The sequence below is a fragment of the Luteimonas sp. A611 genome (genome assembly GCF_054072715.1).
In genome coordinates, this window is the sequence record NZ_JBSVRP010000001.1 from 1,358,163 (window position 1) to 1,384,760 (window position 26,598).

A 26,598-nucleotide genomic window follows, 5' to 3' on the forward strand; every position below is an offset into this window, starting at 1 on the left:
GAGAAGTCCCTGCAAGTGGAGCGCTGCCGGGGCGCTGGCGATGGTGCTGGCCTTGCCGATCTCCGCAGGCGCGCAGCCAGCCATGCACGTCGAGCCGTTCGCAGAACCCCCGCGCCTGCTCGACGGTTTCGAGGATGCCTCGGCCTGGCGCGTGGTGACCTCCGACCAGGTCAGCGGCAGCCTGCGCATGGTCGCGGGCGAGCAGGGCAGCGCGCTGTGCCTGGACTACGACTTCAACGGCGTGTCGGGCCACGCCGGCATCCAGCGCGACCTGGCGATGGAGTACCCGGGCAACTACCGCTATTCGTTCCAGCTGCGTGGGGATTCGCCGGACAACGACCTGCAGTTCAAGCTGGTCGACGCGAGCGGCGACAACGTCTGGTGGGTGAACCGGCCGCGCTACGACTTCCCGCGGCAGTGGACTCCCGTGCAGTACCGGCGCCGCCATATCGACAAGGCCTGGGGCCCCGGTCCCGACCCCGTCCTGCGCAGCAGCGCGAAGCTCGAGTTCACGATCTACAACAACGCCGGCGGGCGCGGCAGCGTGTGCTTCGACACGCTGACGTTCGAGGCGCTGGCGCCAGAGGACCACAGCCCGCTGGCGGCCACGGCAGTGGCGACGGCCGGTGACGCGGCGCTTGCCGTCGACGGCAGGATCGCCAGCGCATGGAGCGCCGATGTCTTGGCGTTGCCGCAGCGGCTGGTGCTTGACCTGGGTAGCGTGCGCGAGTTCGGCGGGCTGCGTTTGCGCTGGGACAGCGGCGCGCATGCATCGCGTTACCGGGTCGGGCTGTCGGATGACGGCCTGGCCTGGCGCGACGTGCGCCGCGTGGAGCAGGGTAATGGCGGCGATGACTGGATCGCGTTGCCGGAGTCGGAAGCGCGCTACATCGCGTTTGATTTCATCGACGGTCCCGGCCGCCGCTTCGCGCTGGCCGAGGTGACCGTCGAGCCGCTGGCGTTCGCGGCCACGCCCAACGACTTCATCGGCTCGATCGCCGCGCAGGCGCGCAAGGGGCTGTTTCCGCGCGGCTTCAGCGGCGAGCAGCCGTACTGGACCATTCTCGGCCTCGATGGCGGCACCCAGCAGGGCTTGATCGGCGAGGACGGCGCGATCGAGGTCGCGCGCGGTGGCTTCAGCATCGAGCCCTTCGTGCTCGTCGACGGCGCGTTGGCGACCTGGAACGACGTGCGCACGCGCCAGTCGCTGCAGGACGGCTACCTGCCGATCCCATCGGTGCACTGGGCGCGCGAGGATCTGCAGCTCGACATCACCGCGTTTGCGCACGGCGAACCCGCCGACTCGCGCCTGGTCGCGCGCTATCGCCTGACCAACCCGGGTGGCACCGCGCGCGATTACACGCTGGCGCTGGCGGTGCAGCCATTCCAGGTGAATCCGCCGAGCCAGTTCCTCAATACCCGCGGCGGCGTCAGCCCGATCCGCGCGCTGTCCGTCGACGGCGGCACGGTGTCGGTGGAGGGACGGCCCAGGGTGTTCGCCAAGCAGCTGCCCGGCGCCGCGTTCGTCTCCGGCTTCGACGCGGGCATGGCGGTCACGCACCTGGTCGCGCGCCGCGCGCCTGCGGCAAAGAGCGTCGTGGACGACACGGGACTGGCCAGCGGCGCGCTGCTGTACCGGATGCGGCTGGCGCCGTGGGAGACGCGCACCATCGACATCATGGTGCCGATGACCGGCACCGCGGCGCTCGCGCGCCGCTGGTGGGATGCGGGGCAACTGCAGGACGAGACCGCGGCGCTGTGGCGCGAGCGGCTCGATCGCGTGGTGCTGCAGGTACCGCCGCAGGGACAGGCGCTGGCCGATACGCTGCGCACCTCGCTGGCGCACATGCTGATCTCGCGCGTCGGCCCGCGCCTGCAGCCGGGGACGCGTTCGTATTCGCGCAGCTGGATCCGCGACGGCGCGATGATCTCCGAGGGCCTGTTGCGCATGGGCCGGCCCGAGGTGGTGCGCGAGTACGTCGAGTGGTACGCGCCGTTCCAGTTCGAGAGCGGCAAGGTGCCGTGTTGCGTCGACGACCGCGGCAGCGATCCGGTGCCGGAGAACGACAGCCACGGCCAGCTGATCTTCAATATTGCCGAATACTGGCGCTACAGCGGTGACCAGGTGTTCCTGGAGAAGATGTGGCCGCATGTCGAAGCCGCCTGGCGCTACATGGAGCAGCTGCGCCTGTCCGAGCGCACCGCCGCCAACCGCCGCCTCAACCGAGCCTTCTACGGGATGATGCCGGCCTCGATCAGCCACGAGGGCTACTCGGCCAAGCCGATGCATTCGTACTGGGACAATTTCTGGGCGCTGCGCGGGTACAAGGATGCGGTGCAGATCGCCGAAGCACTGGGCCGCGATGAGGACGCGCGACGGATGGCAGCCTCCCGCGACCAGTTCCATGGCGACCTGATGGATTCGCTGCGCGCCGCGGCCAGGCTCCACGACATCGACTTCCTGCCCGGCGCGGCCGAGCTGGGCGACTTCGACCCGACTTCGACCACGATCGCGCTGGCGCCCGGCGGCGAGCTGGACCGGCTGCCGCAGGACCTGCTGCACAACACCTTCGAGCAGTACTGGGAGCGCTTCGTGGCGCGGCGCGACGGGACGCTGAAGTGGAAGGACTACACCCCCTACGAATGGCGCAACGTCGGCGCGTTCGTGCGCCTGGGCTGGCGCGGGCGGGCGCAGGAGGCGGTTGACTGGTTCTTCGCCGACCGCGCGCCGCCGGCCTGGAACCAGTGGGGCGAGGTGGTCTCGCGCACGCCGCGCAAGCCGTTCTTCCTCGGCGACCTGCCGCATGCCTGGGTGGCCTCGGACTTCGTGCGCTCGGCGCTGGACATGTTCGCCTACGCCCGCGAGCGCGACGACAGCCTGGTACTCGCCGCTGGCGTGCCCGCCGAATGGCTCGATGGCGCTGGCGTGGGGATCTCCGGCCTGCGTACCGCGTCGGGCACGCTGGCCTATCGCCTGCGGCGCGACGGCGAGGGACTGTTGCTGGAAGTGGATGACACCGGCCTGCAGCTGCCGGCAGGCGGGCTGGTACTTCCCTGGCCGCTGGCGGGGGAACCGGCCGGGGTGACGGTCGAATCAGGCGAGGCCGGCCTCGATGGATCCGAGCTGAGGGTGAGGGCGCTGCCTGCGCGCGTGCGTGTCGAGGCACGGCGGTAGAGGGCTTGGCACCCGGACGCAGGAGGTATGCCTGTGCCCTGTGCGCGGCATGCGGCGGACTCGCTGCCGCTTCGAAAGATCCCTCGCTGCGCTCGGGATGACAGGCGCAACACTCGGAGTGTCAGGCGCAACACTCGGAGTGGCAGGACAGCGACCTCGCGGCGCCGACACGCTTGCCATCCCGAACGCAGTGAGGGATCTGACGGTCGCTTCGCGTCAAGGTGTGTAGCCTGCCGTGCGAAGCTTGCCCACCTCGAGCGCATGCCCACTTCACCCGCACAACCGTTTCCGATCTGGCCGCTGCCAGTCGCAATCGCGGTCCTGTTCACCGGCGCCGCGCACCTGGGTCTGTGGCTGTCGATCCGTGACGGCTACATCGAAGCCTGCGTGCCGGTGCTGGAAGGCTGCACGTCGATCAGCCGCGCGGCGCGCCATGGTCTTGCCAACCACATATTCCGGCTGCTGGTGCTGCCCTGTGCGCTGCTGGTGGGCGTGCACTGGTGGATGGTGGCGCGCTGGCTCGGACGTGGCTGGCGCGACGTGGCCTGGCTTGGTGCCATCGCCGCGCTCGCGCTGGCGGTATATGCGACCTTCCTCGGCACCGATGGCGAGGCCTACCGCTTCCTGCGCCGCTACGGCGTGGTGTGCTTCTTCGGCTTCGGCTTTCTCGCGCAGCTGCGGTTCCTGCACGGTGCGGTTCGCGGCACGGAGACTCGCCGGATCATCCGCGCGATGACGGTGGTCAGCGCGCTGATGCTGCTGCTCGGCGTGGGCAACGTCGCGGCGACGGCCGTGGTCGACGATGCCTGGCTGAAGGACCGGATCGAGAACGCGCTGGAATGGCAGCTGGGCTGGCTGCTGGCCGCCTGGTACCTGCTGCACGCGGCCTGGTGGCGGCGCGTGCGCGCGAAACTGGTACTCGAGTAACGAGGCAGCGGTTCCGGCGCGCCGCGTTATGCGCGCGCCTGGGCGATGATCGCGGCTGCCTTCGCCGCGCTTTCGCGCACCTTGTTCCACTCGCCGGCGGCCAGCCAGTCCTTCGGCACCATCCACGAGCCGCCGATGCAGAGCACGTTGGGCTGCGCCAGGAACTCGCCGGCGTTGGCTTCGCTGATGCCGCCGGTGGGGCAGAGCTTCAGTCCGGCGAGCGGACCGGCCAGGCCCTTGAGCATCGCCAGTCCACCGACCGCGTTGGCCGGGAACAGCTTGCAGCAGCGAAAGCCGTGCGCCATCAGCTGCAGGAACTCGGTCGGCGTGGCGCCGCCGGGTACCGCCGGGATCGATGCTCGAGCCAGCGCTTCGGCCAGCGGCGCAGGCGTACCCGGCGTGACCAGGAAGTCGGCGCCGGCGTCGACCGACTGGCGGATGTGCTCTTCGGTCAGCACGGTGCCAGCGCCGATCACGATGTGCGGCAGTTCCTTCTTCAGCGTCGCCAGCGTTTCCAGCGCGGCGGGCGTGCGCAGGGTCAGCTCGAGCGAGGTCAGTCCGCCTTCCAGCAGGGCCTCGGCGATGCGGCGGCCCTGGTCGACGCTGTCGACGGTGATGACGGGCAGGATGCCGGCCTCACGCAGGAACTGTTCGGCGCGGTTCTGGAGGGATTCGATGGTCATGGGCGGATGGCTGTCCGGATGGCGGGGACGGGCGATGGGTGTTTTCGGTGGAGCGGGCATCGGGACTCGTCGCTGAAGGGCAGATCCCTCGCTGCGCTCGGGATGACAGTCATTGTCAGGATGAGAATCCGTTATCGCGATGGAACCCGGCACCGGGATAATTGCTTCGGTGTTCGGGGTCCCGGCCTCTCAAGCGTCGCGATGCTCGTGAGGCGCCAGCGCGGCCGCCTTCGGGTCGTCGCCCAGCTGGTATTCCTGGTCGTACTCCCACTGGCCGCCGTCGCGCGCAGGCGGGCCGCAGGAGATCGAGAGCGCGCCCTGGTCGGCAGGCGAGACCATCGCGCGGTTGAAGGCGAACAGGTTGCGGCCGATGTCCCAGGCGCAGTGCGAGGTGTCGGGCGCGATGTCGCGCTCGGCCCATTCGCCGGCGTCGACCAGCGCCTCGAGGGTGCCGGCCTCGCCGTCCAGGCGCAGCATGTCGCCCTCGCGCAGGCGCGCGATCGGGCCGCCGCGCGCGGCTTCGGGGGTGAGATGGATGGCCGCGGGAATCTTGCCCGAGGCGCCCGACAGGCGTCCGTCGGTCACCAGCGCCACGCGCCGGCCCTGGTTCTGCAGCATGCCCAGCAGCGGCGCCAGCGAGTGCAACTCCGGCATGCCCTTGGCCTTGGGTCCCTGGTAGCGGACCACGGCGATGAAATCGCGCGGCAGCGCGCCGGCCGCGTGCAGGCGATTGAGCGCGCGCGGGTCGTCGACCACGACGGCGGGCGCCTCGATGGTGCGGAACTCGGGCTTCACCGCCGAGAGCTTGATCAGCGAACGGCCCAGGTTGCCGCGCAGCAGCCGCAGGCCGCCTTGTGCCTCGAACGGCGCGGATGCCGGACGCACCACGTCCTCGTCGCCGCTTGCGGCCGGGGCCGGAACGAAACCGAGCGTGCCGCCTGCGAGCGTGGGTTCCTCGCACCAGGCGCGCATGCCGCCAGGCAGGACGGTTTCGACGTCGCCATGCATCAGGCCGGCGTCGAGCAGTTCGCGGAACACGAAGCCGATCCCGCCCGCGGCCTGGAAGCGGTTCACGTCGGCGTCGCCGTTGGGGTACACGCGGGCCAGCAGCGGCACCACCTGCGACAGCGCATCCAGATCGTCCCAGGTGAGCAGGATGCCGGCCGCGCGGGCGACCGCCGGCCAGTGGATGGTGTGGTTGGTCGAACCGGCGGTCGCCATCAGTGCGACCATCGCGTTGACGATGGCGCGCTCGTCGATCAGGCGCCCGAGCGGACGGTAGTCGTCGCCCAGCCCGGAAATCTCGAGCGCGCGTTCGGTGGCCGCCAGGGTCAGCGCCTCGCGCACCGCGGTTTCGGGATTGGCGAACGACCCCGGCAGCTGCACGCCCATGGCCTCGAGCAGCACCTGGTTGGAGTTGGCGGTGCCGTAGAAGGTGCAGGTGCCAGGCGAGTGGTAGGACGAGGACTCGGCTTCCAGCAGTTCCTCGCGCGTGGCCTCGCCGGCGGCGTAGCGCTCGCGCACTTCGGCCTTCTTCTTGTTCGGGATGCCCGGCGTCATCGGCCCGGCCGGGATGAACACCGCCGGCAGGTGGCCGAAGGCCAGCGCGCCGATCAGCAGGCCGGGCACGATCTTGTCGCAGATGCCCAGGTGCACGGTGCTGTCGAACATGTCGTGCGAGAGCGCGATCGCCGTGCCCTGCGCGATCACGTCGCGCGAGAACAACGACAGTTCCATGCCTGCGCGGCCCTGGGTGACGCCGTCGCACATCGCCGGCACGCCGCCGGCGACCTGCGCGGTTGCGCCCAGGCGGCTTGCGTGGGCGCGGATCAGGCCGGGGTAAGGCTCGTAGGGCTGGTGCGCCGAGAGCATGTCGTTGTAGGCGGTGACGATGCCGAGGTTGGGCGAAACCCCGCCGCGCAGGCGCGACTTGTCCGAGGGGCCGCAGGCGGCGAAGGCGTGGGCGAGGTTGCCGCAGCTCAGGCGCGAGCGGCTGGGGCCGGCCGCCCGCATCGCCTCGATGCCGGCCAGATAGGCCGCGCGCGAGGCGCTGCTGCGCTGGCGGATGCGTTCGGTGACGTCGTGCAGTACGGGATGCAGGTTCATGGGCTCATTGCTGTGCGTGTCTGTGGGGTCGCGACCGCGGGGTCACGGGCACCAGTGGATGTGCAGGGGCGCGCCCGGGGTCAGGAACGCGATGCGCGCGGGGTATTCGAGCGGATCGTCGCCGCCAAGCACGCGCTCGAGCAGCTTGCGCTTGCTCTCGCCGCGGATCAGCAGCAGGCGGGTGTGCGCCGGCGCCAGGCCGGCCGGCGTCAGGCTGATCCGGCGCAGGAACTTGCCCGCACCCGCGCAGCCGGTCGCGTCGACCGACACGTAGGGCGCACGCGCCTGCAGCGCCGCTTCCAGGTGCTGCATGCGCGGGAACAGCGAGGCGGTATGGCCGTCCTCGCCCATGCCCAGCACGACCACGCTGGGTGGCGCCTGCGCGTGCAGGTTGGCGGCGCTGACCGCTTCCTCGATGCTGCGCCCGGGGCGGGTGATGTTTTCGAAACGTGCATTGGCGGCGCGGTCGTGCAGCAGCGATTCGCGGATCAGGCGGGAATTGCTGTCGGGGTCGTCGGGCAGCAGCCAGCGCTCGTCGACCAGAGCGACATCCACTCGCTCCCAGTCCAGCGGCGCCTTGGCCAGCGCCTCGTACACCGGCGCCGGAGTGCTGCCGCCCGACAGCAGCAGGCGCGTCCGTGGCTTGGCCTGCAGTTCGCGCGACAGGACCGATGAGATCGCGACGGCTGCCCCCCAGGTCCACTGGGTGGCCGATTCGTAGGCGTGCATATGCACGTTTGGCGCCGGCGCGGACTCGGTGGCTTCGGGGCGGGTGTCGTGGGTGCTCATGTCGTCTGCGTCTCCAGGGCCTCGCGGCGCGCGATGGCGGCGGCGCCGAGCAGGCCGGCATTGGGATGCAGCACCGCCAGCGAGGGCACGCTCGCCATCGCGGGCGAGAACCGCCCCTTGTGCTCGAAGCGCTGGCGGAAGCCCGAATGCTGGAGTGCGTCCAGCATCTTCGGCACCACGCCGCCGGTGAGGAACACGCCGTCCCAGGCGCCAAGGGTGAGGACCAGGTCGCCGGAGACCGCACCGAACACCGCGCAGAACACGTCGACCGCGCGCATGCAGCGCGGATCGCCGGCTGCAGCGCGCGCGGTCACGTCCGCCGGCTGCAGCGGGCCGGGATCCTCGCCGGCGATCTCGCTGAGCGCGCGGTGGATGTTGACCAGGCCCGGGCCGCAGATCAGGCGCTCATTGGATACGCGCCCGAACTGCGCCGACAGCCGTTCGAGGATCGCGAGTTCTTCCGGCGTGCCGGGCGGGAAGCTGGCGTGCCCACCCTCGGTCTCGAGCGGGAAATGGCGGCCTTCGCGGATCATCAGCGCGCCCACGCCCAGGCCCGTGCCGGGGCCGAGGATGGCGTAGGTGCGATTGTGCGGATTGCGCTCCGGCGTCCAGCTCGCGCCGCCGATCGCCACCACGTCGCTGGCCTGCAGCAGCGGGATCGCCATCGCCTGCGCTGCGAAATCGTTGACCAGGCTGACCCGGTCGAACTCCAGCTGCGCCAGCGTACGGCGCCGGCAGATCACCCATGGATGGTTGGTGATGCGTGCTTCGTCGCCGTCGACCCGGCCGGCCACGGCGAACACGCCGTGGCGGATGCCCGCATCGATCTGTCCGGTCTCGACCAGATAGTGGCGCGCGGTATCGGCCAGCGAGGGAAAGTCGGCGACGGCGAAGCGCTGCACGCTGTCGGTCAGCAGCGGCGCGTCCGCCGACGGGTCGGCCAGGGCGAAGCGGGCGTTGGTGCCGCCGATGTCCGCCAGCAGGATCCGGGCCTGGGCGCTCATCCGCGGCTGCCGGCCTTGCCGACGGTGCGCGGCAGGAAGCCCGCGGCGCCGGCGGGGCCCCAGGAGCCGGCCGGATAGTCCTGCACCGGCGTGCCGGCTTCCTTCCAGGCGGCGCTGATGCTGTCGATCCAGCGCCACTGCGCCTCGACTTCGTCGTCGCGCACGAACAGGGTCTGGTCGCCCTTGAGCGCGTCGATCATCAGGCGCTCGTAGGCGATGCGGCGCTTGGGCGGCAGCAAGGCCAGGTCCAGCGACATCGGCAGCAGCTCGGTCGCGCCCCATTCGGGCGCGGCCAGCGAGCCCATCAGGCCCAGCTCGATGGTTTCCTCCGGCTGCAGGCGCATGCGCAGGCTGTTGGGGCGCGCCTGCTCGCGGTCAGGGCGGTCGAACACCCAGTGCGTGACGGGCTTGAAGTTCACCAGCACCTCGGTGGTCCGCGACGGCATGCGCTTGCCCGTCACCAGCCGGAACGGCACGCCGGCCCAGCGCCAGTTGTCGATCCAGGCGCGCAGCCCGACAAAGGTTTCGACAGCGCTGTCAGCCAAAAAACCTTTCGCAGCCGAGCCGTCCACCACGCCCGCCGTGTAGCGGCCGCGGATGCTGTCGGTGGCGGCATCGGTGGCGGTCATCGGGCGCAGCGCACGCAGCACCTTGCGCTTCTCGTCGCGGATGCTGTCGGCATCGAGCGCGGCCGGCGGCTCCATCGCGATCAGTGCCAGCAACTGCAGCATGTGGTTCTGCACCATGTCGCGCAGCGCGCCGTAGTCGGCGTAGTAGCCCTCGCGCCCGTCCACGCCGGCGGTCTCGGCAACCAGGATGTCGACCGACTCGATGCAGCGGTTGTCCCACACCGCCTCGAGCAGGGTGTTGCCGAAGCGCAGCGCCAGCAGGTTCTGCACCGGCGCCTTGCCCAGGTAATGGTCGATGCGGAAGATCCGCGATTCGTCCAGCGCCGACTTGAGCGTGGCATCGATCTCGCGTGCCGAGGCCAGGTCGTGGCCGATCGGCTTCTCAAGCACCAGGCGCGAAGGCGGCTCGAGCAGGCCTGCGGCCTTCAGGCCAAGGCAGGCGGACTCGAACAGGTTCGGCGGCGTCGACAGGTAGCTCACCGCGGGACGGTCGGCATAGCGCGACAGCGTCGCCGCCATGCCCTCGACGTCGTTGAGGTTGAGCGGGTGGTAGTGGATGCGGCCAAGCAGGTTGTCGAGCGCGCCGTTGCTGCGCGCGTCGCCGCCGATGCGTTCGCGCAGCCAGGCGCGGAAGCCGTCGTCATCGTGCGGCGTGCGGCCGATGGCGACCACGCGGAAATCATCCGGCAGCAGCCGGTCGCGCAGCAGGTGCAGCAGGGAGGGGAACAGGTAGCGCTGGGCCAGGTCGCCGGTGGCGCCGAACAACAGGAGTGAGTCGTGCATTGACGCCCGCATTGCGATCAGTAGGGAAGGGGTTCGGACAGGCCACGCCCGTGGCTCCGAATGATGCCAGAGTACCAGCGGGCGCTGTCCTTCGGGGTGCGCTCGAGCGTCCCGTAGTCCACGTGGATGATACCGAACCGCTTCGAATAGCCCAGCGACCACTCCAGATTGTCCAGCAGCGACCACGCCATGTAGCCGCGGATATCCACGCCGGCTGCGATCGCGTCGTGGATCGCGGTCAGATGCTTTCGCAAGTAATCAATTCGCAGCGGGTCGCGCACGCGTCCTGCGTCGGCCACGGGCGGGTCGAAGAACGCGGCGCCGTTCTCGGTGATGTAGACGGGCAGGTCGCCGTAGGTCTGCTTGAACCACAGCAGCAGGTCGGTCAGGCCCTGCGGGAATACTTCCCAGCCGGTTTCGGTATAGGTGCCGCGCGGCTGGCGCACCGCACCGGCCTTGAGCGGGTAGCTGTCGTTGGCCTCGGTGACGCTGCGCGTGTAGTAGTTGATGCCGACGAAATCGAGCGGCTGGGTGATCAGCCTGAAATCGTCCTGCGGAAACTCGGGCCAGGCCTCGCCGAAGATCTCCTTGAGTTCGGGCGGGTAGCGGCCAAGCAGGGCCGGATGCAGGAACTGCTCGTTCATGTACGCATGCGCACGGCGGGCGGCTGCGACGTCCTCGGCCGAATCGCTGGCCGGGTACTTGGGCTCGATGTTCACCACCAGCCCGATCTCGTGCGCGCCCTCGGCGCGATAGGCCTGCACCGCGGCGCCGTGCGCGCGCATCAGGTTGTGCGCGGCGATCGGCGCCTCGAAGCGGCTGCGGTGTCCCGGCGCAAGCGCGCCATGCAGATAGCCGCCGTCGGTGACCACCCAGGGCTCGTTGATCGTCGCCCACTTCTTGACCCGGCCGTCGAGCGCGCGATACAGCGTGGTTCCGTATTCGGCGAACCAGTCCGCGCTGTCGCGGTTGAGCCAGCCGCCGCGATCGTCGAGCGCGGCCGGCAGGTCCCAGTGGAAGAGGGTGAGCAGCGGTTCGATGCCGTTTTCCAGCAGCTCGTCGACCAGGCGCGAGTAGAAGTCGAGGCCGGCCTGGTTCACCCGGCCGGTGCCCTCGGGCAGGATCCGCGACCAGGACACGCTGAAGCGGTATGCCTGCAGGCCCAGTTCGCGCATCAGGCACACGTCGTCCTTCCAGCGATGGTAGTGGTCGCAGGCGACGTCGCCGGTATCGCCATTGAGGGTCATGCCGGGCGTATGCGCGAAGCGGGTCCAGATGCTGGGGCCGGCACCGTCGGCCAGGGGCGAGCCTTCGATCTGGTGGGCGGCGGTGGCGGCGCCCCAGAGGAAGCCGGGCGGGAAGCGGAAATCCTGGGCGGGGCTGGAACTCATCGGGGTGCGGCGTCCTGCGGTTGTGGCCTGCGCGGCGTGAAAACGCTTACATTGCGAGAGTAGCGCAATCGCCCGATCGCGGTGTCGAAGTGGCCCTGCGAAGCGGACGAAAACACTGCGGCGTGTCGACGCGCATGACGCAGCGGGCAATGGACATCAGGCCGGGAGGAACGAGTGGCGCAGGTGCAACTGGACAAGCTGCGCAAGCAGTACCCGAACGGCCACGTCGGTGTGGCCGGTGCCAGCTTCGATGTCGCCGACGGCGAACTGCTGGTGCTGGTCGGGCCGTCGGGCTGCGGCAAGAGCACCCTGTTGCGCATGGTGGCCGGGCTGGAGGAGATCAGCGCCGGCACGCTGCGCATCGGCGGAAGGGTGGTGAACGATCTCGCGCCGGGCGAACGCGATATCGCGATGGTGTTCCAGAGCTACGCGCTGTATCCGCACATGACCGTGGCCGAGAACCTCGGCTTCGCGCTGAAGCTGCGCCGGATGCCGGCGGATGCGGTCGCGGCCCGGGTCGGCGATGCAGCGCGGATGCTCGAACTCGACGGGCTGCTGTCGCGGCGGCCGGCGCAGCTGTCGGGCGGCCAGCGCCAGCGCGTTGCACTCGGCCGCGCGCTGGTGCGGCAGCCGAAGGTGTTCCTGCTCGACGAGCCACTGTCCAACCTCGATGCCCGGCTGCGTGCCGACATGCGGGTTCAGATCGCCAGGCTGCACCGACAGCTGGGCACGACCATGCTCTATGTCACGCACGACCAGGTCGAGGCGATGACGCTGGGCCAGCGCATCGTGGTGATGAAGGACGGGCTGGTCCAGCAGATCGACACGCCGATGGCGCTGTACCGGCAGCCGGCCAACCTGTTCGTCGCCACCTTCCTCGGCAGCCCGGCGATGAACATCCTGCGCGGGACGCTGCTGCGCGAGGATGGCTGGCGACTGCTGCTGGCCGACGGCACGCGCCTGGCCTTGCCCGGGGATGCGGACATCGAGCCAGACCTGGAAGGGCGCGAGCTGCAGCTCGGCGTGCGTCCCGAGCACCTGCTGCGCGCCGATGCGGACCAGGGATTCGCCGCGATCGTCGACGTGGTCGAACCGGTGGGCAGCGACGTGCATGCGTATCTTCGCCTCGGTGCCCAGGCGCTGGTCGCGCGCCTGCTGCCCGAGGAACTGCCGGCGCCGGGGAGCACCCTGTGGTTGCGCTTCGCATCAACGCAATTGCACTGGTTCGATCCCGTCGACGGCGTCGCCCTGGCGCCCCGGTGACGGCACCTTCATGCCGCGGTTGCGCGATCCGGGCCATGATATGGGAATGATGTCCGACGGCCCCCCCATCTTGCCGCCGCCACCTCCCCTGTGCGACCGCTGGGCGTTGTTCCTCGACGTCGACGGCACCCTGGTGCCGTTCGCGGACGATCCGGAGCAGGTGTACGTGTCCCCGTACCTTGTCCCGCGCCTGCAGGCGCTGTCGACGGCGATGGATGGCGCGATCGCGCTGGTCAGCGGGCGTCGCGTGGAAATGCTCGACCGCATGTTCGCGCCGCTGCGTCTGGCGGCGGCCGGGCTGCACGGGCTGCAGCGGCGGCGCGCCGGCGAAGTGCTGGCCGACATGCCGGGTCCGCCTGGTGAGCTGGAGGCGATCAAGCTGCAGGCGCTCGAGTTCGTGACGCGCTGGCCGGGCGCCCTGGTCGAGGACAAGGGCGAGGCGATGGCGCTGCACTGGCGCGCCGCGCCCGATGCCGCGCTCGCGCTGCAGGCGTTTGCCGCGCGCGCCGTGGAGCGACTGCCCGGCTACCACCTGCAGCCGGGCAACATGGTGGTTGAACTGCGCCCGCGCCACGCCGACAAGGGCGGCGCCATCGACGCGTTCCTGGACGAGGCGCCGTTCCGCGGGCGCCAGCCGGTGTTCGTCGGCGACGACCTGACCGACGAACATGGCTTCCGCGCGGTCAACGCGCACGGCGGCCTGGGCGTGCTGGTCGGCGAACGCGGCGGCACCGACGCACGCTGCGGGCTGCCCGACATCGCAGCGGTGCACGCATGGCTGGGAGCAGTCGCTTGAGCGGAGGAGGAACGATGCAGCAGACGCTGGACCTGGGCGTGATTGGCAACGGCAGCTTCGGCGCCCTGGTCGACCGCGAAGCCCGCGTGGTGTGGAGCTGCCTGCCGGCATTCGATGGCGACCCCGCATTCTGCGCGCTGCTGTCGCCACGCGACCACGAGGGCGGCGACCTTGCGGTCGAGCTGGAGGATTACGAGCGCAACGAACAGCACTACATCACCAATACCGCGGTGCTGCGCACCGTGCTTTACGACCGCCACGGCGGCGCGGTGGAGGTGCTGGACTTCGCCCCGCGCTGGAAGCAGAGCGGCCGCATCTACCGGCCGGTCTCGATCATCCGCAGGATCACGCCGCTGGCCGGGAGTCCGCGGGTGCGGGTGCGGGTGCGGCCGCTTGCCGACTGGGGCGCGCGCGTGCCCGAGTCGACCTGGGGCAGCAACCACATGCGCTGGCTGCTGCCGGGCTTCACCCTGCGGATGACCACGGACGTGCCAATCCGGTTCGTGCGCGAGCAGACCGTCTTCGTGCTCAACCAGACCATGCACCTGGTGTTCGGTCCGGACGAGCCGCTGCAGCGTTCGATCTCCGGCTACGTGGAAGAGGCCATCGGCCGCACCGAATCGTACTGGCGCGAATGGGTGCGCTACCTGTCGATCCCGCTGGACTGGCAGCAGGCGGTGATCCGCAGCGCGATCACGCTCAAGCTGTGCCAGTACGAGGACAGCGGCGCGATCATCGCAGCGATGACCACGTCCATCCCGGAAGCCCCCGGCAGCACGCGCAACTGGGACTACCGCTACTGCTGGCTGCGCGACGCGGCCTTCGTGGTACGCGCGCTCAACCGGCTGGGCGCGACGCGCAGCATGGAAGAGTTCCTGCGCTACATCTACAACATCGCCACCCACGACGGCACCCTGCAGCCGCTGTATGGCATCGACTTCACAGAAGAACTCGAAGAGGCCGAGGTCGAGAGCCTGGCCGGCTATCGCGGCATGGGGCCGGTGCGGCGCGGCAACCTGGCCTGGGTGCAGAAGCAGCACGACGTCTACGGCAGCGTGGTGCTGGCCTCGACCCAGCTGTTCTTCGACCAGCGCCTGTCGCATCCGGGCGACGCCTCGGCATTCGAACGGCTCGAACCGCTGGGCGAGCGTGCCTGGGCGCTGCACGACCACCCGGACGCCGGCCTGTGGGAGTTCCGCGGCCGCGCCGAGGTGCATACCTACACGGCCGCGATGTGCTGGGCCGCCTGCGACCGCCTTGGCAAGATTGCCGACCAGCTGGGACTGGCCGAGCGCGCGGCCTATTGGCGGCAGCGCGCGGACGCCATCCACGCCACGGTGATCGAGCGCGCGTGGCGGCCCGCGGCCAACCACTTCAGCGCCTCGTTCGACAGCGACTACCTCGACGCATCCCTGCTGCTGCTGGCCGACATCGGGTTCCTGGCGCCGGAGGACCCGCGCTACGTCGCCACGGTCGATGCCATCGGCCGCGACCTGCGCCGCGGCGACGTGCTGTTCCGCTATGTCGCGCCGGACGATTTCGGCGAACCCGAAACCAGCTTCACCATCTGCACCTTCTGGTACATCGACGCGCTGGCCGCGACCGGGCGCGCCGACGAGGCGCGTGCGATGTTCGAGCGGCTGCTGGCGCGGCGCAACCACCTCGGGCTGCTGTCGGAAGACCTGGCCATCGATGACGGCCAGGCCTGGGGCAACTTCCCGCAGACCTACTCGCACGTGGGCCTGATCATCGCCGCGATGCGGCTGTCACGGAGCTGGCAGGAGGCCTCATGAGTCGTCTGGTCGTGGTGTCCAACCGGGTGGCCCTGCCGGGCGAGAACCGCGCCGGCGGCCTCGCGGTCGGGCTGGAAGCGGCGCTGGGCACGCACGGCGGGCTCTGGTTCGGCTGGAGCGGAAAGGTGGTGCGCGAGGACAGCGGGCGCCTGCACGAGCAGGTGGCCGGCGACGTGCGCTACGTCACCATGGACCTCAACCGCGCCGACCACGACGCCTACTACAACGGCTTCGCCAACCGCACCCTGTGGCCGCTGCTGCACTCGCGCCTGGACCTGGTCGACTACGCCCGCGAAACCCGCGCCGGCTACCGCCGCGTCAACCTCCTGTTCGCGGACAAACTGGCCCCGCAGCTGAAAGACGACGACGTGCTGTGGATCCACGACTACCACCTGATCCCGCTGGCGGCGATGCTGCGCGAGCGCGGGGTGCGCTGCCGGATCGGCTTCTTCCTGCACGTGCCGATGCCCTCGGCCGACCTGGTCTCGGCGCTGCCCGAACACGGGCGCCTGTTCGGCACGTTCTACGCGTACGACCTGGTCGGGTTCCAGACCGCACGCGATGCCGACCGTTTCCGCACCTATGCGCGCATCTTCGGCGGCGCCACGATCGAGGCCGACGGCGCGGTGACGCTGCCCGGCGGCGGCAGGGTGGCGGTCGGCGCGTTCCCGATCGGCATCGACGCCAGGCGCATCGCCCAGCAGTCCGCTTCCGCGGTCAACAAGGCCGCGGTGCGCGCGCTGCGCGACAGCCTGAGCGGGCGCAAGCTCGCCATCGGCGTCGACCGGCTCGACTACTCCAAGGGCCTGCCCGAACGATTCCGTGCGTTCGGCCGCTTCATCGAGCGCCATCCGGCCCAACGCGGCCAGCTGACCTTCCTGCAGATCGCACCGGTCTCGCGCGGCGAAGTCGCCGAGTACCAGCACCTGCGCGACCAGCTCGAGGGCATTTCCGGCCACATCAACGGCACCCATGCCGCGCCCGACTGGACCCCGCTGCGCTACGTCAACCGCAACTTCCCGCACGCCACCCTGACCGGCTTCTACCGCCTGGCCTCGATGGGTCTGGTGACGCCGCTGCGCGACGGCATGAACCTGGTCGCCAAGGAGTACGTCGCCGCCCAGGACCCGGACGACCCGGGCGTGCTGGTGCTGTCGATGCTGGCCGGTGCCGCGGCCGAACTCGACGCCGCCCTGCTGGTGAACCCCTACGACCTGGACGGCGTGGCCGATGCCATCGCCAGGGCCGCCGCGATGCCGCTGGCCGAGCGCCGCGAGCGCTGGGAATCGATGATGCGACCGATTACCGGCTACGACATCCACGCCTGGTGCCGGGGCTTCCTCGAGCGCCTGGCCGAAGCCGCGGCCTGAGCGGCGGGGCCGGTCCGCGAGCCGCGACGGGGGGCGGTGCCGGTCGTTATACTCACCGGTCGGAATGTGACGCGGGGTCGGCTTGACTCCAGTCCATTCAATGACTTGAGCGTCATTCCTAATCTCTTGCAAGACTCACAGGGCCGCGCCCAGCGGGGGCGGCCGGGGCCACCGAACGCCGCATGCGCCTGTCCACGATCAAGCTCGCCGGTTTCAAATCCTTCGTCGATCCCACCACGCTGCACCTGCCGACCAACATGACGGGGGTGGTGGGCCCGAACGGCTGCGGCAAGTCCAACATCATCGACGCGGTGCGCTGGGTGATGGGCGAAAGCTCGGCCAGCCGCCTGCGCGGCGACTCGCTGACCGACGTGATCTTCGCCGGGTCCACCTCGCGCAAGCCCGTCTCGCAGGCGATGGTCGAGCTGGTGTTCGACAACTCCGACCACGCGATTGGCGGGGAATACGCCGCGTTCAACGAGATCTCGGTCAAGCGCACGGTCAGCCGCGATGGCCAGAGCAGCTACTACCTCAACGGCGCCCGCTGCCGCCGCCGCGACATCACCGACCTGTTCCTGGGCACGGGGCTTGGGCCGCGCAGTTACTCGATCATCGAGCAGGGCATGATCTCGCAGGTGATCGACGCCAAGCCCGAAGAGCTGCGCGTCTACCTCGAGGAGGCGGCCGGCATCTCCAAGTACAAGGAGCGGCGCAAGGAAACCGAAACCCGCATCCGCCACACGCGCGAGAATCTCGACCGCCTCAGCGACCTGCGCGAGGAGGTGGGCAAGCAGTTGCAGCACCTGGCGCGGCAGGCGAAGCAGGCCGAGCAGTACACCGCGATCCAGGCCGAACGCAAGATCCGCGATGCGCAGTGGAAGGCGCTCGAGTTCCGTGCCCTGGATGCCGAGCTGCAGGCCCTGCGCGAGGGACTGTCGCAGGAGGAAACGCGCCTGCAGCAGCTGATCGCCGAGCAGCGCGAGGCCGAGCGCGAACTGGAAACCGGCCGCGTCCGCCGCGACGAGGCCAGCACCGCGCTCAGCCGCGCCCAGGCCGCGAACTACGAGGTTGGCGGCACCCTGGCGCGGGTCGAACAGCAGATCGCGCACCAGCACGAAATGGCCCAGCGCCTGCACAAGGCGCGCGAGGAAACCCGCCTGGCGCTGGAAGAGATCGGCGTCCACATCGGCGGCGACGAGTCGCGCCTGGAGGTGCTGCAGTCGGCAATCGCCGACGCCGAACCGCAGCTGGAGGCCCTGCGCGAAGGTGACGAGGTCCGCCAGGAGGCGCTGCGCACCGCCGAGGACGCGCTGGCCGACTGGCAGCAGCGCTGGGACGCGCACAACCGCGAACAGAGCGAGGCCTCGCGCAGCGGCGATGTCGAGCGCACCCGCGTGGACTATCTGGACCGGCAGGCGCTGGAAGCCGACCGCCGCCGCAGCCAGCTGCTCGCCGAGCGCGGCGCGCTTGACCTGGGCGCACTGTCGGAAGCTTTCGAAACCATCGCCCTGCGCCACGAGGAACAGAAGGCGGCGCTCGACGGCCTCAACGAAGGGCTCGAGGCCCGCAAGCAGGCCGCGCTGGACCTGCAGGACCAGCAGCGCGCCAGCCAGGACGAGCTGTCGGGCCTGCGCAAGCAGGCGCAGGAAGCGCGTGGTCGCCTGTCCTCGCTGGAGACGCTGCAGCACGCCGCACTCGGCCAGGAGCAGGGCGCGGCGGTGGAATGGCTGCGTCGCCACGGGCTGGATTCGGCCACGCGCGTGGGCGAGCAGCTCAGCGTCGAACCGGGCTGGGAGAACGCGGTCGAGGGCGCGCTCGGGCAACTGATCGAGGGCGTGCTGGTCGAGGCGCCGGAGGCGCTGGTGGAAGCGCTGTCGGACCTGGGCGACGGGCGCCTGGCGCTGGTCGCATCGCAGCCCGGCGATGCCGATTTCGCCCCGACTTCCCTGGCCGCGAAGGTGCAGGGCCCGCTCGCGATCCGGCGCATGCTCGGCCGCCTGCACGTGGCCGAGACGCTGGCCGAGGGCGTCGCACTGCAGGCGCGGCTGGACCCGGGCGACTCGGTGATCACCCGCGGCGGCGAGCGGCTGGGCAGCGGCTGGGTGCGCGTGGTGCGCTCCGGCGCGGCCAAGCAGGGCGCGCTGCTGCGCGAGCGCGAGATCAAGCAGTTGCGCGCGACGATCGAACAACTGCAGGCGCGCGAACACGAGCTGGAAGCCGCGCTGGCTGCCGGGCGCGAGCGCCTGCTGCAGGCCGAGCAGCAGCGCGAGGATGCGCAGCGCCAGCTGTACGCGGCGCACCGCAGCGCATCCGAGCTCGCCGGCCAGCTGCAGGGCCAGCAGGGCCGGGTCGACAACGCACGTGCGCGCATCGACAAGATCGAGGCCGAGCTCGAGCAACTGGTCGAAACCAGCGACGGCAACGCGCAGCAGACGCGCGAGGCGCGCTCAAGGCTCGAGGATGCAGTCGGCCTGATGGCCGAACTCGAAGGCGCGCGCAACGCCCTGGAGGCCGAGCGCCGCAGCCTGGGCGAAGCGCGCGACGCCGCCCGTGCCGCCGCCCGCGAGACCCGCGACAGCGCGCACGCGCTGGCGCTCACCCTGGAGTCGCAGCGCGCCCAGGTGCTGGCCCTGACCCAGGCGCTGCAACGCATGGGTGGCCAGCGCGGCCAGCTCGACGCGCGCCTGGGCGAACTGGCCGCGCAGCTGTCGCAGGGCGATGCCCCAGTGGTCGAGCTGGAAGCGCAGCGGCAGGGGGCACTGGAGCAGCGCGTGGTCGCGGACAGGGACCTGGGCGCCGCACGCTCGGCGCTGGAGGGCGTCGACAACGACCTGCGCAGCTTCGAGCGTACCCGCCACGAGCGCGAGCAACAGGCGCTGGCCCAGCGCGAGGCGATTGCCCAGCGTCGCCTCGACCAGCAGGCGCTGGACATCCGGGCCGGGCAGTTGGCCGCCGCCGTGTCCGAGGCCGGTTTCGTGATGGACGAGACCATCGCCGGCCTGCCGGAGGAGGCGACCGCGCCCGCCTGGGAAAAGATGGTCACCGACTTCGACGGCAAGCTGCGCCGGCTCGAGCCGGTCAACCTCGCCGCGATCCAGGAACACGCCGAGGCCGCGCAGCGCAAGGACTACCTCGACGCGCAGGACGCCGACCTGACCACCGCGCTGGACACGCTGGAAGAGGCGATCCGCAAGATCGACCGCGAGACCCGCGGTCGCTTCAAGGACACCTTCGACCGCGTCAACTCCGGCGTGCAGGAGATTTATCCGCGCCTGTTCGGCGGTGGCCATGCCTATCTCGAACTCACCGGCGAGGACCTGCTCGATACCGGCGTGGCGATCATGGCGCGCCCGCCGGGCAAGCGCGTGAGCAACATCTCGCTGCTGTCGGGCGGCGAGAAGGCGATGACGGCAGTGGCGCTGGTGTTCGCGATCTTCCAGCTCAACCCGGCGCCGTTCTGCCTGCTCGACGAGGTCGACGCACCGCTGGACGAGGCCAACGTCGGGCGCTTCACCGCCCTGGTTTCGGAAATGAGCGAGCAGGTGCAGTTCCTGTTCGTGACCCACAACAAGGCCACCATGGAAGCCGCGCAGCAGCTCAGCGGCGTTACCATGCGCGAGCCCGGCGTCAGCCGGCTGGTGTCGGTCGACCTGGCCGAGGCCGCACGCCTGGTTGGCGCCGCGTGAGGCCCCGCACGAGTCCCGGAGGACATGCATGACCGAACTGCGTATTGGCATCCTGGTCGCAGGCCTGATCCTGCTGGTCGCGATCTGGTACTTCGGCACCCGCCCGCGCAAGGGCCAGGGGCAGGGTCGCCGCCTGCCGCGCGGGGAGCGTGACGCCGACGGCGCACGGATGGAGCCCACGCTGGGCGCGCAGATCGAGCGCGAGCTCGCCGCCACCGATGGCGCCGGCGAGGACGTGGTGCAGACGGAGATGGAGCTGCTCGACGACAGCGTCGGCGCAGCCTCGCCCAACAGCGAGCTGGGCAAGCGCGTCAGCGAGGACTTCGACAAGATCGTGACCCTCTATGTCGCCGCGCGCACCGAGCAGGTGCTGCGCGGTCCGGACATCGTGGTCGCCGCGGAAAAGGCCGGCCTCACCTATGGCCACATGAACGTGTTCCACCGGCTGGTGGAGAGCCACCCGGAGCGCGGCCCGATCTTCAGCGTGGCCAACATCCGCAAGCCGGGCAGTTTCGAGATGTCGGGGATCCAGTCGCTGGAAACCCCGGCGATCGCCTTCTTCCTGACCCTGCCGGCACCGGTGAGCGCACTCGATGCCTGGGACGCGATGCTGCCGGCCGCGCAGCGCATGGCCGAACTGCTCGACGGCGTGCTGCTGGACGAGTCGCGCAACGCGCTGGGCCGCCAGCGCATCGCCGGCCTGCGCGATGAGCTGCGCGCCTGGGACCGCGAACACGAGGCACCGCCGGTGACGCGCAGCCCGCGCTGGTAGGCCGCTGTCGGGCGCCTGCCACACTTGCATTGGCCTTCGTCGGCTTGCAGCGCGGCGTAAGGGCCCCGCCGCAACCGGCGGGCCTTCTCCGCAAATGTCCCCCGGAATCCGCCTGCCGGCGGATTCCCTCCTCCTTGATTTTGCTGCGAAGGCCCACCGGTCGCGGCGGGGCTCGCCTTCGGAGTCGCCAGGCGGTCGCCTGATCTTGGGGTCGCCATCTGATAGACGGTGGTGGGCGAATCGGGCGCGGAACCGGCGGGTGCCGTAGCCAGTCCTTGCAGCAGACATGTGTGGTGGCCCGCACCCAACGCAGACCCGCAGGGACGTGGCGGTACCGCGTTGCAGGCACCCACGCCCGACAAAGCATCCGCAAGCCGAGCCTCGTCGCGGCCGGCAGGCTTCCGCAGCGAAATCAAGGAGGAGGCGTCCGCCGCCAGGCGGACGCCGGGGGACATTCGCGGAGGAAGCCTGCCGGTTGCGGCGAGGCCCATCAGGTCGCATCGCCGCCGCACACCCGTCAGGTCGCCTCGCCGGCAAACCCGTCAGTTCGCTGTGCGGTCAGCGGAGAAGCTTCCAATACCGCCTTATCGCCAGCCAAACCGGACGCAGCGTCCTACAATTCCCACATGCCCGATCCCGCCGCCATCGCCCGTGCCGCCGAGCTGCGCGCCCGCATCGAAGACGCCAACCATCGCTATTACGTGCTCGACGATCCGTCGATCCCGGACGCCGAATACGACGCGCTGATGCGCGAACTCGAAGCGCTCGAACTGGCGCATCCCGAACTCGCCGCCGCCGACTCGCCGACCCGCACCGTCGGCACGCGCCCGGACGGCGGCTTCCCCGAGGTCGCGCACGCAATCCCGATGCTCTCGCTGGCCAACGCCTTCGAGTCCGCCGGCGTTGCCGATGACGCCGACGACCGCACGCGCTATGCCGAGGTCGCCGATTTCGAGCGTCGCATCGAGCAGCGCCTGGGCATCAGTGCGCCGGTGTTTTCGGTCGAACCCAAGCTGGACGGGCTTGCGATCAGCTTGCGCTACGAGGACGGCGTGTTCGTGCAGGGCGCCACGCGCGGCGACGGGGCGACCGGCGAGAACGTCACCGCGAACCTGCGCCAGGTGCGCGCCGTGCCGCTGCGGCTGCGGCCGGGCAAGGCGCCGTCGCCGGCTGTGCTGGAAGTGCGCGGCGAGATCTACATGCCGCGCAAGGCCTTCGAGGCCTGGAACGCGCAGGCGCTGGAGCGCAACGAGAAGCTGCTGGCCAATCCGCGCAACGGTGCGGCGGGGTCGCTGCGCCAGCTCGATCCGGCGGTCACGCGGCGTCGCCCGCTGGCGTTCTTCGCCTATGGCGTGGGCGAAGTGCGTGGGCTGGAACTGCCGGAGACCCATTCGCAGACCTTGGCGGCGTTGCGCCAGTTCGGTTTCCCGGTGGCGGCCGAAGTGGACACCGCGACGGGATTCGACGGCCTGATCGCGTACTTCCGCCGGATCGGCGAGCTGCGCGACACGCTGGCCTACGACATCGACGGCGTGGTCTACAAGCTCGATGACTACGACCAGCAGCGCGAGATGGGTTTCGTCTCGCGCGCGCCGCGCTGGGCGCTGGCGCACAAGTATCCGGCGCAGGAACAGTCCACCGTGCTGCGCGCGATCGAGGTCCAGGTCGGCCGCACCGGCGCGATCACGCCGGTCGCGCGGCTCGAGCCGGTGCAGGTGGCAGGCGTCACCGTCACCAACGCCACCCTGCACAACGCAGACCAGATCGCGCGGCTGGACGTGCGCGAGGGCGATACCGTCATCGTGCGCCGCGCCGGCGACGTGATCCCGGAAATCGTGCGCGTGATCGAGGAACACCGCCCCGCCGGTGCAGTGCCATGGACGATGCCGCCCGACTGCCCGGTCTGCGGATCGGAGCTGGTCCGCGAAGAGGGCGCAGCCGCATGGCGCTGCAGCGGCGGGCTGTCCTGCCCGGCGCAGCGCAAGGAGGCGGTGCGCCACTTCGCCTCGCGCCGTGCAATGGATATCGAAGGGCTCGGCGATCGCCAGGCCGAGGCGCTGGTCGAATTCGGTTTCGTGCATTCGCCGGCGGAGATCTACGCGCTGACCGTCGAGGACCTGGTGCGGATGAAGGCCGCGCTCGATGCCGCCACCGCCGCCGACCTGGTCCAGACGGTCGCCGACAGTCGCGGCGCGCTGAGCCTCGACGCCGAGGGTCTTGCCGTGCTCGCCGACGAGGCGCGCGAGTGGAAGCACGCGGCCTTCCTGCGTGCGCATCTGGCGGTCGACACGTCGGGCAAGCTCGCCACGCGCTGGGCCGAGAACCTGGTTGCCGGCATCGCGGCCAGCAAGGCGACCACGCTGCCGCGCTTCCTGTTCGCGCTCGGCATCCCGCACCTGGGCGAAACGACGGCCAAGTCGTTGGCGCAGTGGCTGGGGTCGCTGGCTTTCGTGCGCAGCACCCCGGCGGTGCTGCTGCAGGCGCTGCCCGACATCGGTGGCGAAGTGGCGCGGTCGATCGCCACGTTTTTCGAACAGCCCGGCAATGTCGATGCGGTCGATGCGCTGCTCGCGGCCGGTATCAGCTTCAGCGACGAGGCGCCGCCGTCGGCGGCGCTGCCCGAGCGCCTCGATCTTGCCCATCTGCTCGGGGCGCTGGCGGTCGACAAGCTCGGTGGCAAGAGTGCGACGCGGCTGGCCGAAACCTACGGCACGCTCGACGCGCTGCTGCGCGCCAACGCCAGCGGCTGGACCGGTGCCGGCCTGTCGGCAGCGGGCGCGGAAAATCTCGCCGCATACCTGGTTGACGATGCCGCGCTGGCGGCGCTGCGCGCAGCAGACGCGTCGATGCGGCGACTGCTTGAGGCGGCGCCGGTCCGGATCGAGCAGTCCGCCGGTCCGCTCGACGGCAAGACCGTGGTGTTGACCGGCAGCCTGTCCGCGATGAGCCGCGACGAAGCCGGCGCCAGGCTCGAGGCGCTGGGCGCCAAGGTCGCCGGTAGCGTCTCGAAAAAGACCCATCTGGTCGTGGCCGGCGAGGCGGCCGGCTCCAAACTGGCCAAGGCACAGGAGCTGGGCATCGAGGTCTGGGATGAAGCGGAACTGCTCGGGTTCCTGTCGCAGCACCGCGCATGAACTGGTCGCCCTCTGCCTCGCGCAGTTCTTTGCTGCTGCGCGCGCGCGTCAACGCCCTGGTCCGCGAGTTCTTCGCGCGCCGCGGCGTGCTCGAGGTGGAAACACCGATCCTCTCGCGCGCCGGCAACACCGATCCGAACATTGCGTCGTTCTGTCTCGAGTTTTCCGGGCGCACCGATGGCGCGCCGCGCACGCGTTGGCTGCGCACGTCCGCCGAGTTCCCGATGAAGCGCCTGCTCGCGGCCGGCATCGGCGACTGCTATGAGCTGGGCCGCGTGTTCCGCGACGGCGAGGCGGGTGGCCGCCACAACCCCGAGTTCACGATGCTCGAGTGGTACCGGATCGGTTGGGACCACATGCGGCTCGCGGACGAAACGGCGGAGCTTGTGCAGGCGGCGCTGGCCCTGGTCGGGCGCGAGGCTTCGGTCGCCAGCACCAGCTTCCGCGCGCTGTACCGCGACACGCTCGGCATCGACCCGATGACGGCCGGCATCGAGGAACTGCGCGCGGCCTCGGGCGGCATCGACATCGACCCGGACGGGCTGGGCCGCGACGACTGGCTCGACCTGCTGATGACCCACCGCATCCAGCCGGGGTTCCCGCCCAACCAGTTGCTGGTGCTGCACGACTACCCGGCCGCGCAGTGCGCGCTTGCGAAGGTGGTGGCGCGCGACGATGTCGACGTGGCCGAGCGTTTCGAGCTGTACCTGGGATCGCTGGAGCTGGCCAACGGCTATCACGAGCTGCTGGGCGGCAGCGAGCAGCGCGAGCGCTTCGTGCGCGACGTGGCGGTCCGCCACGGACGCGGCACCGGCGCGCCGCCGATCGACGAAGCCCTGATCGAGGCGATGCACTCGGGCCTGCCTGCCTGTGCGGGGGTGGCGCTGGGTATCGACCGCCTGTTGATGGCGATGCTGGGCACGCCGCGCATCGCAGATGTGCTGGCCTTCGATTTCGGCCGGGCTTGATCACGCGCCAGCTACAATCCGCCGATGACCGACGCCATCGATTACGCCCGCTACGACCGCATCCGGCCGATCCGCTGGACCGGGGAGACACTGGAACTGCTCGACCAGCGCCGCCTGCCGTTCGAGGTGGAATACCTGGTGTGCGGCAGCAGCGATGATGTTGCCGCGGCGATCCACTCGCTGGCGGTGCGCGGCGCGCCGGCGATCGGAATTTCCGCGGCCTGGGGCGTGGTGCTGGCTGCGCGCGCTGTCGACGCCGCCGATGCCGTCGATGCCACCGGGGCCGCGCACGTGCTGGAGCCCGCGATGCAGCACCTCAACGCCGCACGACCCACCGCGGTCAACCTGGCCTGGGCGCTGGCGCGCATGCGCGCGGCACTGGTGCGCGCGCAGGCGGGCGAGGGCATGGACTGGCGCGATGCGCTGGAAGCCGAAGCCCGCGCGATCGAGACCGAGGATCTCGCGGCCAACCACGCCATGGGTACGCTGGGCGCCTCGCTGATCGCGACGGGCAGCGGTGTGCTGACCCACTGCAACACCGGGTCGCTGGCGACCGCCGGCTTCGGCACCGCGCTGGGCGTGATCCGCGCCGGCGTGGCGGAGGGGAGGATCGGCAAGGTTTTCGCCGGCGAGACCCGGCCGTGGCAGCAGGGCGCACGCCTGACCGCATGGGAGCTGATGCAGGACGGCATCCCGGCGACGCTGATCGCCGACTCGGCCGCCGCGCACCTGATGAAGACCGGTGCGGTGCAGTGGGTGATCGTCGGCGCCGACCGCATCTGCGCCAATGGCGACACCGCCAACAAGATCGGCACCTACCAGCTGGCGATCTCCGCGCGCCACCACGGCGCGAAGTTCATGGTGGTCGCGCCGTCCTCGACGGTGGACATGGACACCGCCTCGGGCGATTTGATCGAGATCGAGGAGCGCGACCCGGCCGAGCTCTACGGCATCGGCGGCACCCGCACGGTGGCCGAGGGCGTGCCAGCCTGGAACCCGGTGTTCGACGTGACGCCTGCGGCGCTGATCGATGCGATCGTGACCGAGAGGGGCATCGTCGCGCATCCCGATACGGCCTCGATGCGGGCACTGTTCGGCGCCTGAGTACTGGCGGCAGGGTCGCGGCACCACGGTGCATCGCGAGGCCGCCAAGGCGGGTGAGGGCGGCCGTCGCGGAGTGTCTCGTGCCCCATGGAAAACGGACCGGCTGAGCGTTTGTATTGCCCTGCGCCGGACATGATCGGCCGCCAGATCAGCAGCGTCTCACCGCGACGCCTGCGGCAGCCTGCCTACTGCACCCGAAATCGACCCCCGAGACTCACGCAAGTG

At 70.3% G+C, this 26,598-nt stretch carries 17 protein-coding genes; 11 read left to right on the forward strand and 6 right to left on the reverse strand.

Features of this window, described 5'->3' with window-relative positions; translation table 11 throughout:
- The first annotated feature begins 82 nt into the window (after positions 1-82).
- Both ACW5EG_RS06060 and ACW5EG_RS06065 read left to right on the forward strand, forming a co-directional pair.
- Positions 83-3,175 (forward strand): discoidin domain-containing protein, encoded by a 3,093-nt coding sequence (locus tag ACW5EG_RS06060; RefSeq protein WP_457021410.1) that lies wholly within the window; start codon positions 83-85, stop codon positions 3,173-3,175.
- A 261-nt stretch (positions 3,176-3,436) separates the two neighbouring features.
- Positions 3,437-4,102 carry a hypothetical protein gene (locus ACW5EG_RS06065; RefSeq protein WP_457017850.1) on the forward strand — a complete coding sequence of 222 codons (666 nt, stop codon included), beginning with the start codon at positions 3,437-3,439 and terminating at the stop codon, positions 4,100-4,102.
- 26 nt (positions 4,103-4,128) lie between these two features.
- Here ACW5EG_RS06065 and ACW5EG_RS06070 read toward each other — a convergent pair whose 3' ends face one another.
- The 6 genes from ACW5EG_RS06070 to ACW5EG_RS06095 all read right to left on the reverse strand — a co-directional run bounded on the left by ACW5EG_RS06070 (position 4,129) and on the right by ACW5EG_RS06095 (position 11,487).
- Positions 4,129-4,785: a bifunctional 4-hydroxy-2-oxoglutarate aldolase/2-dehydro-3-deoxy-phosphogluconate aldolase gene (locus ACW5EG_RS06070; protein ID WP_457017851.1), complete on the reverse strand. Its 657-nt coding sequence runs from the start codon at positions 4,783-4,785 to the stop codon at positions 4,129-4,131.
- A gap of 189 nt (positions 4,786-4,974) precedes the next feature.
- Positions 4,975-6,891, reverse strand: a complete 1,917-nt coding sequence (gene edd, locus ACW5EG_RS06075) for a phosphogluconate dehydratase (protein WP_457017852.1) — start codon at positions 6,889-6,891, stop codon at positions 4,975-4,977.
- A gap of 42 nt (positions 6,892-6,933) precedes the next feature.
- A complete protein-coding gene (pgl, locus tag ACW5EG_RS06080; protein WP_457021411.1) occupies positions 6,934-7,620 on the reverse strand; it encodes a 6-phosphogluconolactonase in 687 nt (228 codons plus the stop codon).
- A 56-nt stretch (positions 7,621-7,676) separates the two neighbouring features.
- A complete protein-coding gene (glk, locus tag ACW5EG_RS06085) occupies positions 7,677-8,684 on the reverse strand; it encodes a glucokinase (RefSeq protein ID WP_457017853.1) in 1,008 nt (335 codons plus the stop codon).
- Positions 8,681-10,096: a glucose-6-phosphate dehydrogenase gene (gene zwf, locus ACW5EG_RS06090; RefSeq protein ID WP_457017854.1), complete on the reverse strand. Its 1,416-nt coding sequence runs from the start codon at positions 10,094-10,096 to the stop codon at positions 8,681-8,683. Before zwf ends, glk begins: the two co-directional genes overlap by 4 nt.
- Before the next feature lie 17 nt (positions 10,097-10,113).
- On the reverse strand, positions 10,114-11,487 hold the full coding sequence (locus ACW5EG_RS06095; RefSeq protein ID WP_457017855.1) for a GH1 family beta-glucosidase: 1,374 nt from the start codon (positions 11,485-11,487) through the stop codon (positions 10,114-10,116).
- Between the two features lie 174 nt (positions 11,488-11,661).
- Here ACW5EG_RS06095 and ACW5EG_RS06100 point away from each other — a divergent pair, with 174 nt between their 5' ends.
- From ACW5EG_RS06100 to mtnA, 9 genes are all read left to right on the forward strand, one after another.
- Positions 11,662-12,750, forward strand: a complete 1,089-nt coding sequence (locus ACW5EG_RS06100) for an ABC transporter ATP-binding protein (RefSeq protein ID WP_457017856.1) — start codon at positions 11,662-11,664, stop codon at positions 12,748-12,750.
- A gap of 49 nt (positions 12,751-12,799) precedes the next feature.
- On the forward strand, positions 12,800-13,546 hold the full coding sequence (gene otsB, locus ACW5EG_RS06105; RefSeq protein ID WP_457021071.1) for a trehalose-phosphatase: 747 nt from the start codon (positions 12,800-12,802) through the stop codon (positions 13,544-13,546).
- A gap of 14 nt (positions 13,547-13,560) precedes the next feature.
- Positions 13,561-15,339, forward strand: coding sequence for a glycoside hydrolase family 15 protein (locus ACW5EG_RS06110; protein ID WP_457021072.1), 1,779 nt, complete (start codon positions 13,561-13,563; stop codon positions 15,337-15,339).
- Positions 15,336-16,709 carry an alpha,alpha-trehalose-phosphate synthase (UDP-forming) gene (gene otsA, locus ACW5EG_RS06115; RefSeq protein WP_457017859.1) on the forward strand — a complete coding sequence of 458 codons (1,374 nt, stop codon included), beginning with the start codon at positions 15,336-15,338 and terminating at the stop codon, positions 16,707-16,709. The genes ACW5EG_RS06110 and otsA overlap by 4 nt, the downstream gene beginning before the upstream one ends.
- A gap of 182 nt (positions 16,710-16,891) precedes the next feature.
- Positions 16,892-20,395, forward strand: coding sequence for a chromosome segregation protein SMC (smc, locus tag ACW5EG_RS06120; RefSeq protein ID WP_457017860.1), 3,504 nt, complete (start codon positions 16,892-16,894; stop codon positions 20,393-20,395).
- 28 nt (positions 20,396-20,423) lie between these two features.
- Complete coding sequence (gene zipA, locus ACW5EG_RS06125) at positions 20,424-21,167, forward strand: cell division protein ZipA (RefSeq protein ID WP_457017861.1); 744 nt, start codon at positions 20,424-20,426, stop codon at positions 21,165-21,167.
- Positions 21,168-21,793: 626 nt separating this feature from the next.
- Positions 21,794-24,301, forward strand: coding sequence for an NAD-dependent DNA ligase LigA (ligA, locus tag ACW5EG_RS06130; RefSeq protein WP_457021073.1), 2,508 nt, complete (start codon positions 21,794-21,796; stop codon positions 24,299-24,301).
- A complete protein-coding gene (gene epmA, locus ACW5EG_RS06135; protein ID WP_457021074.1) occupies positions 24,298-25,269 on the forward strand; it encodes an EF-P lysine aminoacylase EpmA in 972 nt (323 codons plus the stop codon). Before ligA ends, epmA begins: the two co-directional genes overlap by 4 nt.
- A 24-nt stretch (positions 25,270-25,293) precedes the next feature.
- Positions 25,294-26,373 (forward strand): S-methyl-5-thioribose-1-phosphate isomerase, encoded by a 1,080-nt coding sequence (gene mtnA / locus ACW5EG_RS06140; RefSeq protein WP_457017864.1) that lies wholly within the window; start codon positions 25,294-25,296, stop codon positions 26,371-26,373.
- The last annotated feature ends 225 nt before the right edge of the window (positions 26,374-26,598 follow it).

Coding starts and splice junctions, on each gene's coding strand:
- ACW5EG_RS06060 (WP_457021410.1), top strand. CDS start 83: ATGCACGTCGAGCCGTTCGCAGAACCCCCGCGCCTGCTCGACGGTTTC.
- ACW5EG_RS06065 (WP_457017850.1), top strand. CDS start 3,437: ATGCCCACTTCACCCGCACAACCGTTTCCGATCTGGCCGCTGCCAGTC.
- ACW5EG_RS06070 (WP_457017851.1), bottom strand. CDS start 4,785: ATGACCATCGAATCCCTCCAGAACCGCGCCGAACAGTTCCTGCGTGAG.
- edd (WP_457017852.1), bottom strand. CDS start 6,891: ATGAACCTGCATCCCGTACTGCACGACGTCACCGAACGCATCCGCCAG.
- pgl (WP_457021411.1), bottom strand. CDS start 7,620: ATGCACGCCTACGAATCGGCCACCCAGTGGACCTGGGGGGCAGCCGTC.
- glk (WP_457017853.1), bottom strand. CDS start 8,684: ATGAGCGCCCAGGCCCGGATCCTGCTGGCGGACATCGGCGGCACCAAC.
- zwf (WP_457017854.1), bottom strand. CDS start 10,096: ATGCACGACTCACTCCTGTTGTTCGGCGCCACCGGCGACCTGGCCCAG.
- ACW5EG_RS06095 (WP_457017855.1), bottom strand. CDS start 11,487: ATGAGTTCCAGCCCCGCCCAGGATTTCCGCTTCCCGCCCGGCTTCCTC.
- otsB (WP_457021071.1), top strand. CDS start 12,800: ATGTCCGACGGCCCCCCCATCTTGCCGCCGCCACCTCCCCTGTGCGAC.
- ACW5EG_RS06110 (WP_457021072.1), top strand. CDS start 13,561: ATGCAGCAGACGCTGGACCTGGGCGTGATTGGCAACGGCAGCTTCGGC.
- otsA (WP_457017859.1), top strand. CDS start 15,336: ATGAGTCGTCTGGTCGTGGTGTCCAACCGGGTGGCCCTGCCGGGCGAG.
- smc (WP_457017860.1), top strand. CDS start 16,892: ATGCGCCTGTCCACGATCAAGCTCGCCGGTTTCAAATCCTTCGTCGAT.
- zipA (WP_457017861.1), top strand. CDS start 20,424: ATGACCGAACTGCGTATTGGCATCCTGGTCGCAGGCCTGATCCTGCTG.
- ligA (WP_457021073.1), top strand. CDS start 21,794: ATGCCCGATCCCGCCGCCATCGCCCGTGCCGCCGAGCTGCGCGCCCGC.
- epmA (WP_457021074.1), top strand. CDS start 24,298: ATGAACTGGTCGCCCTCTGCCTCGCGCAGTTCTTTGCTGCTGCGCGCG.
- mtnA (WP_457017864.1), top strand. CDS start 25,294: ATGACCGACGCCATCGATTACGCCCGCTACGACCGCATCCGGCCGATC.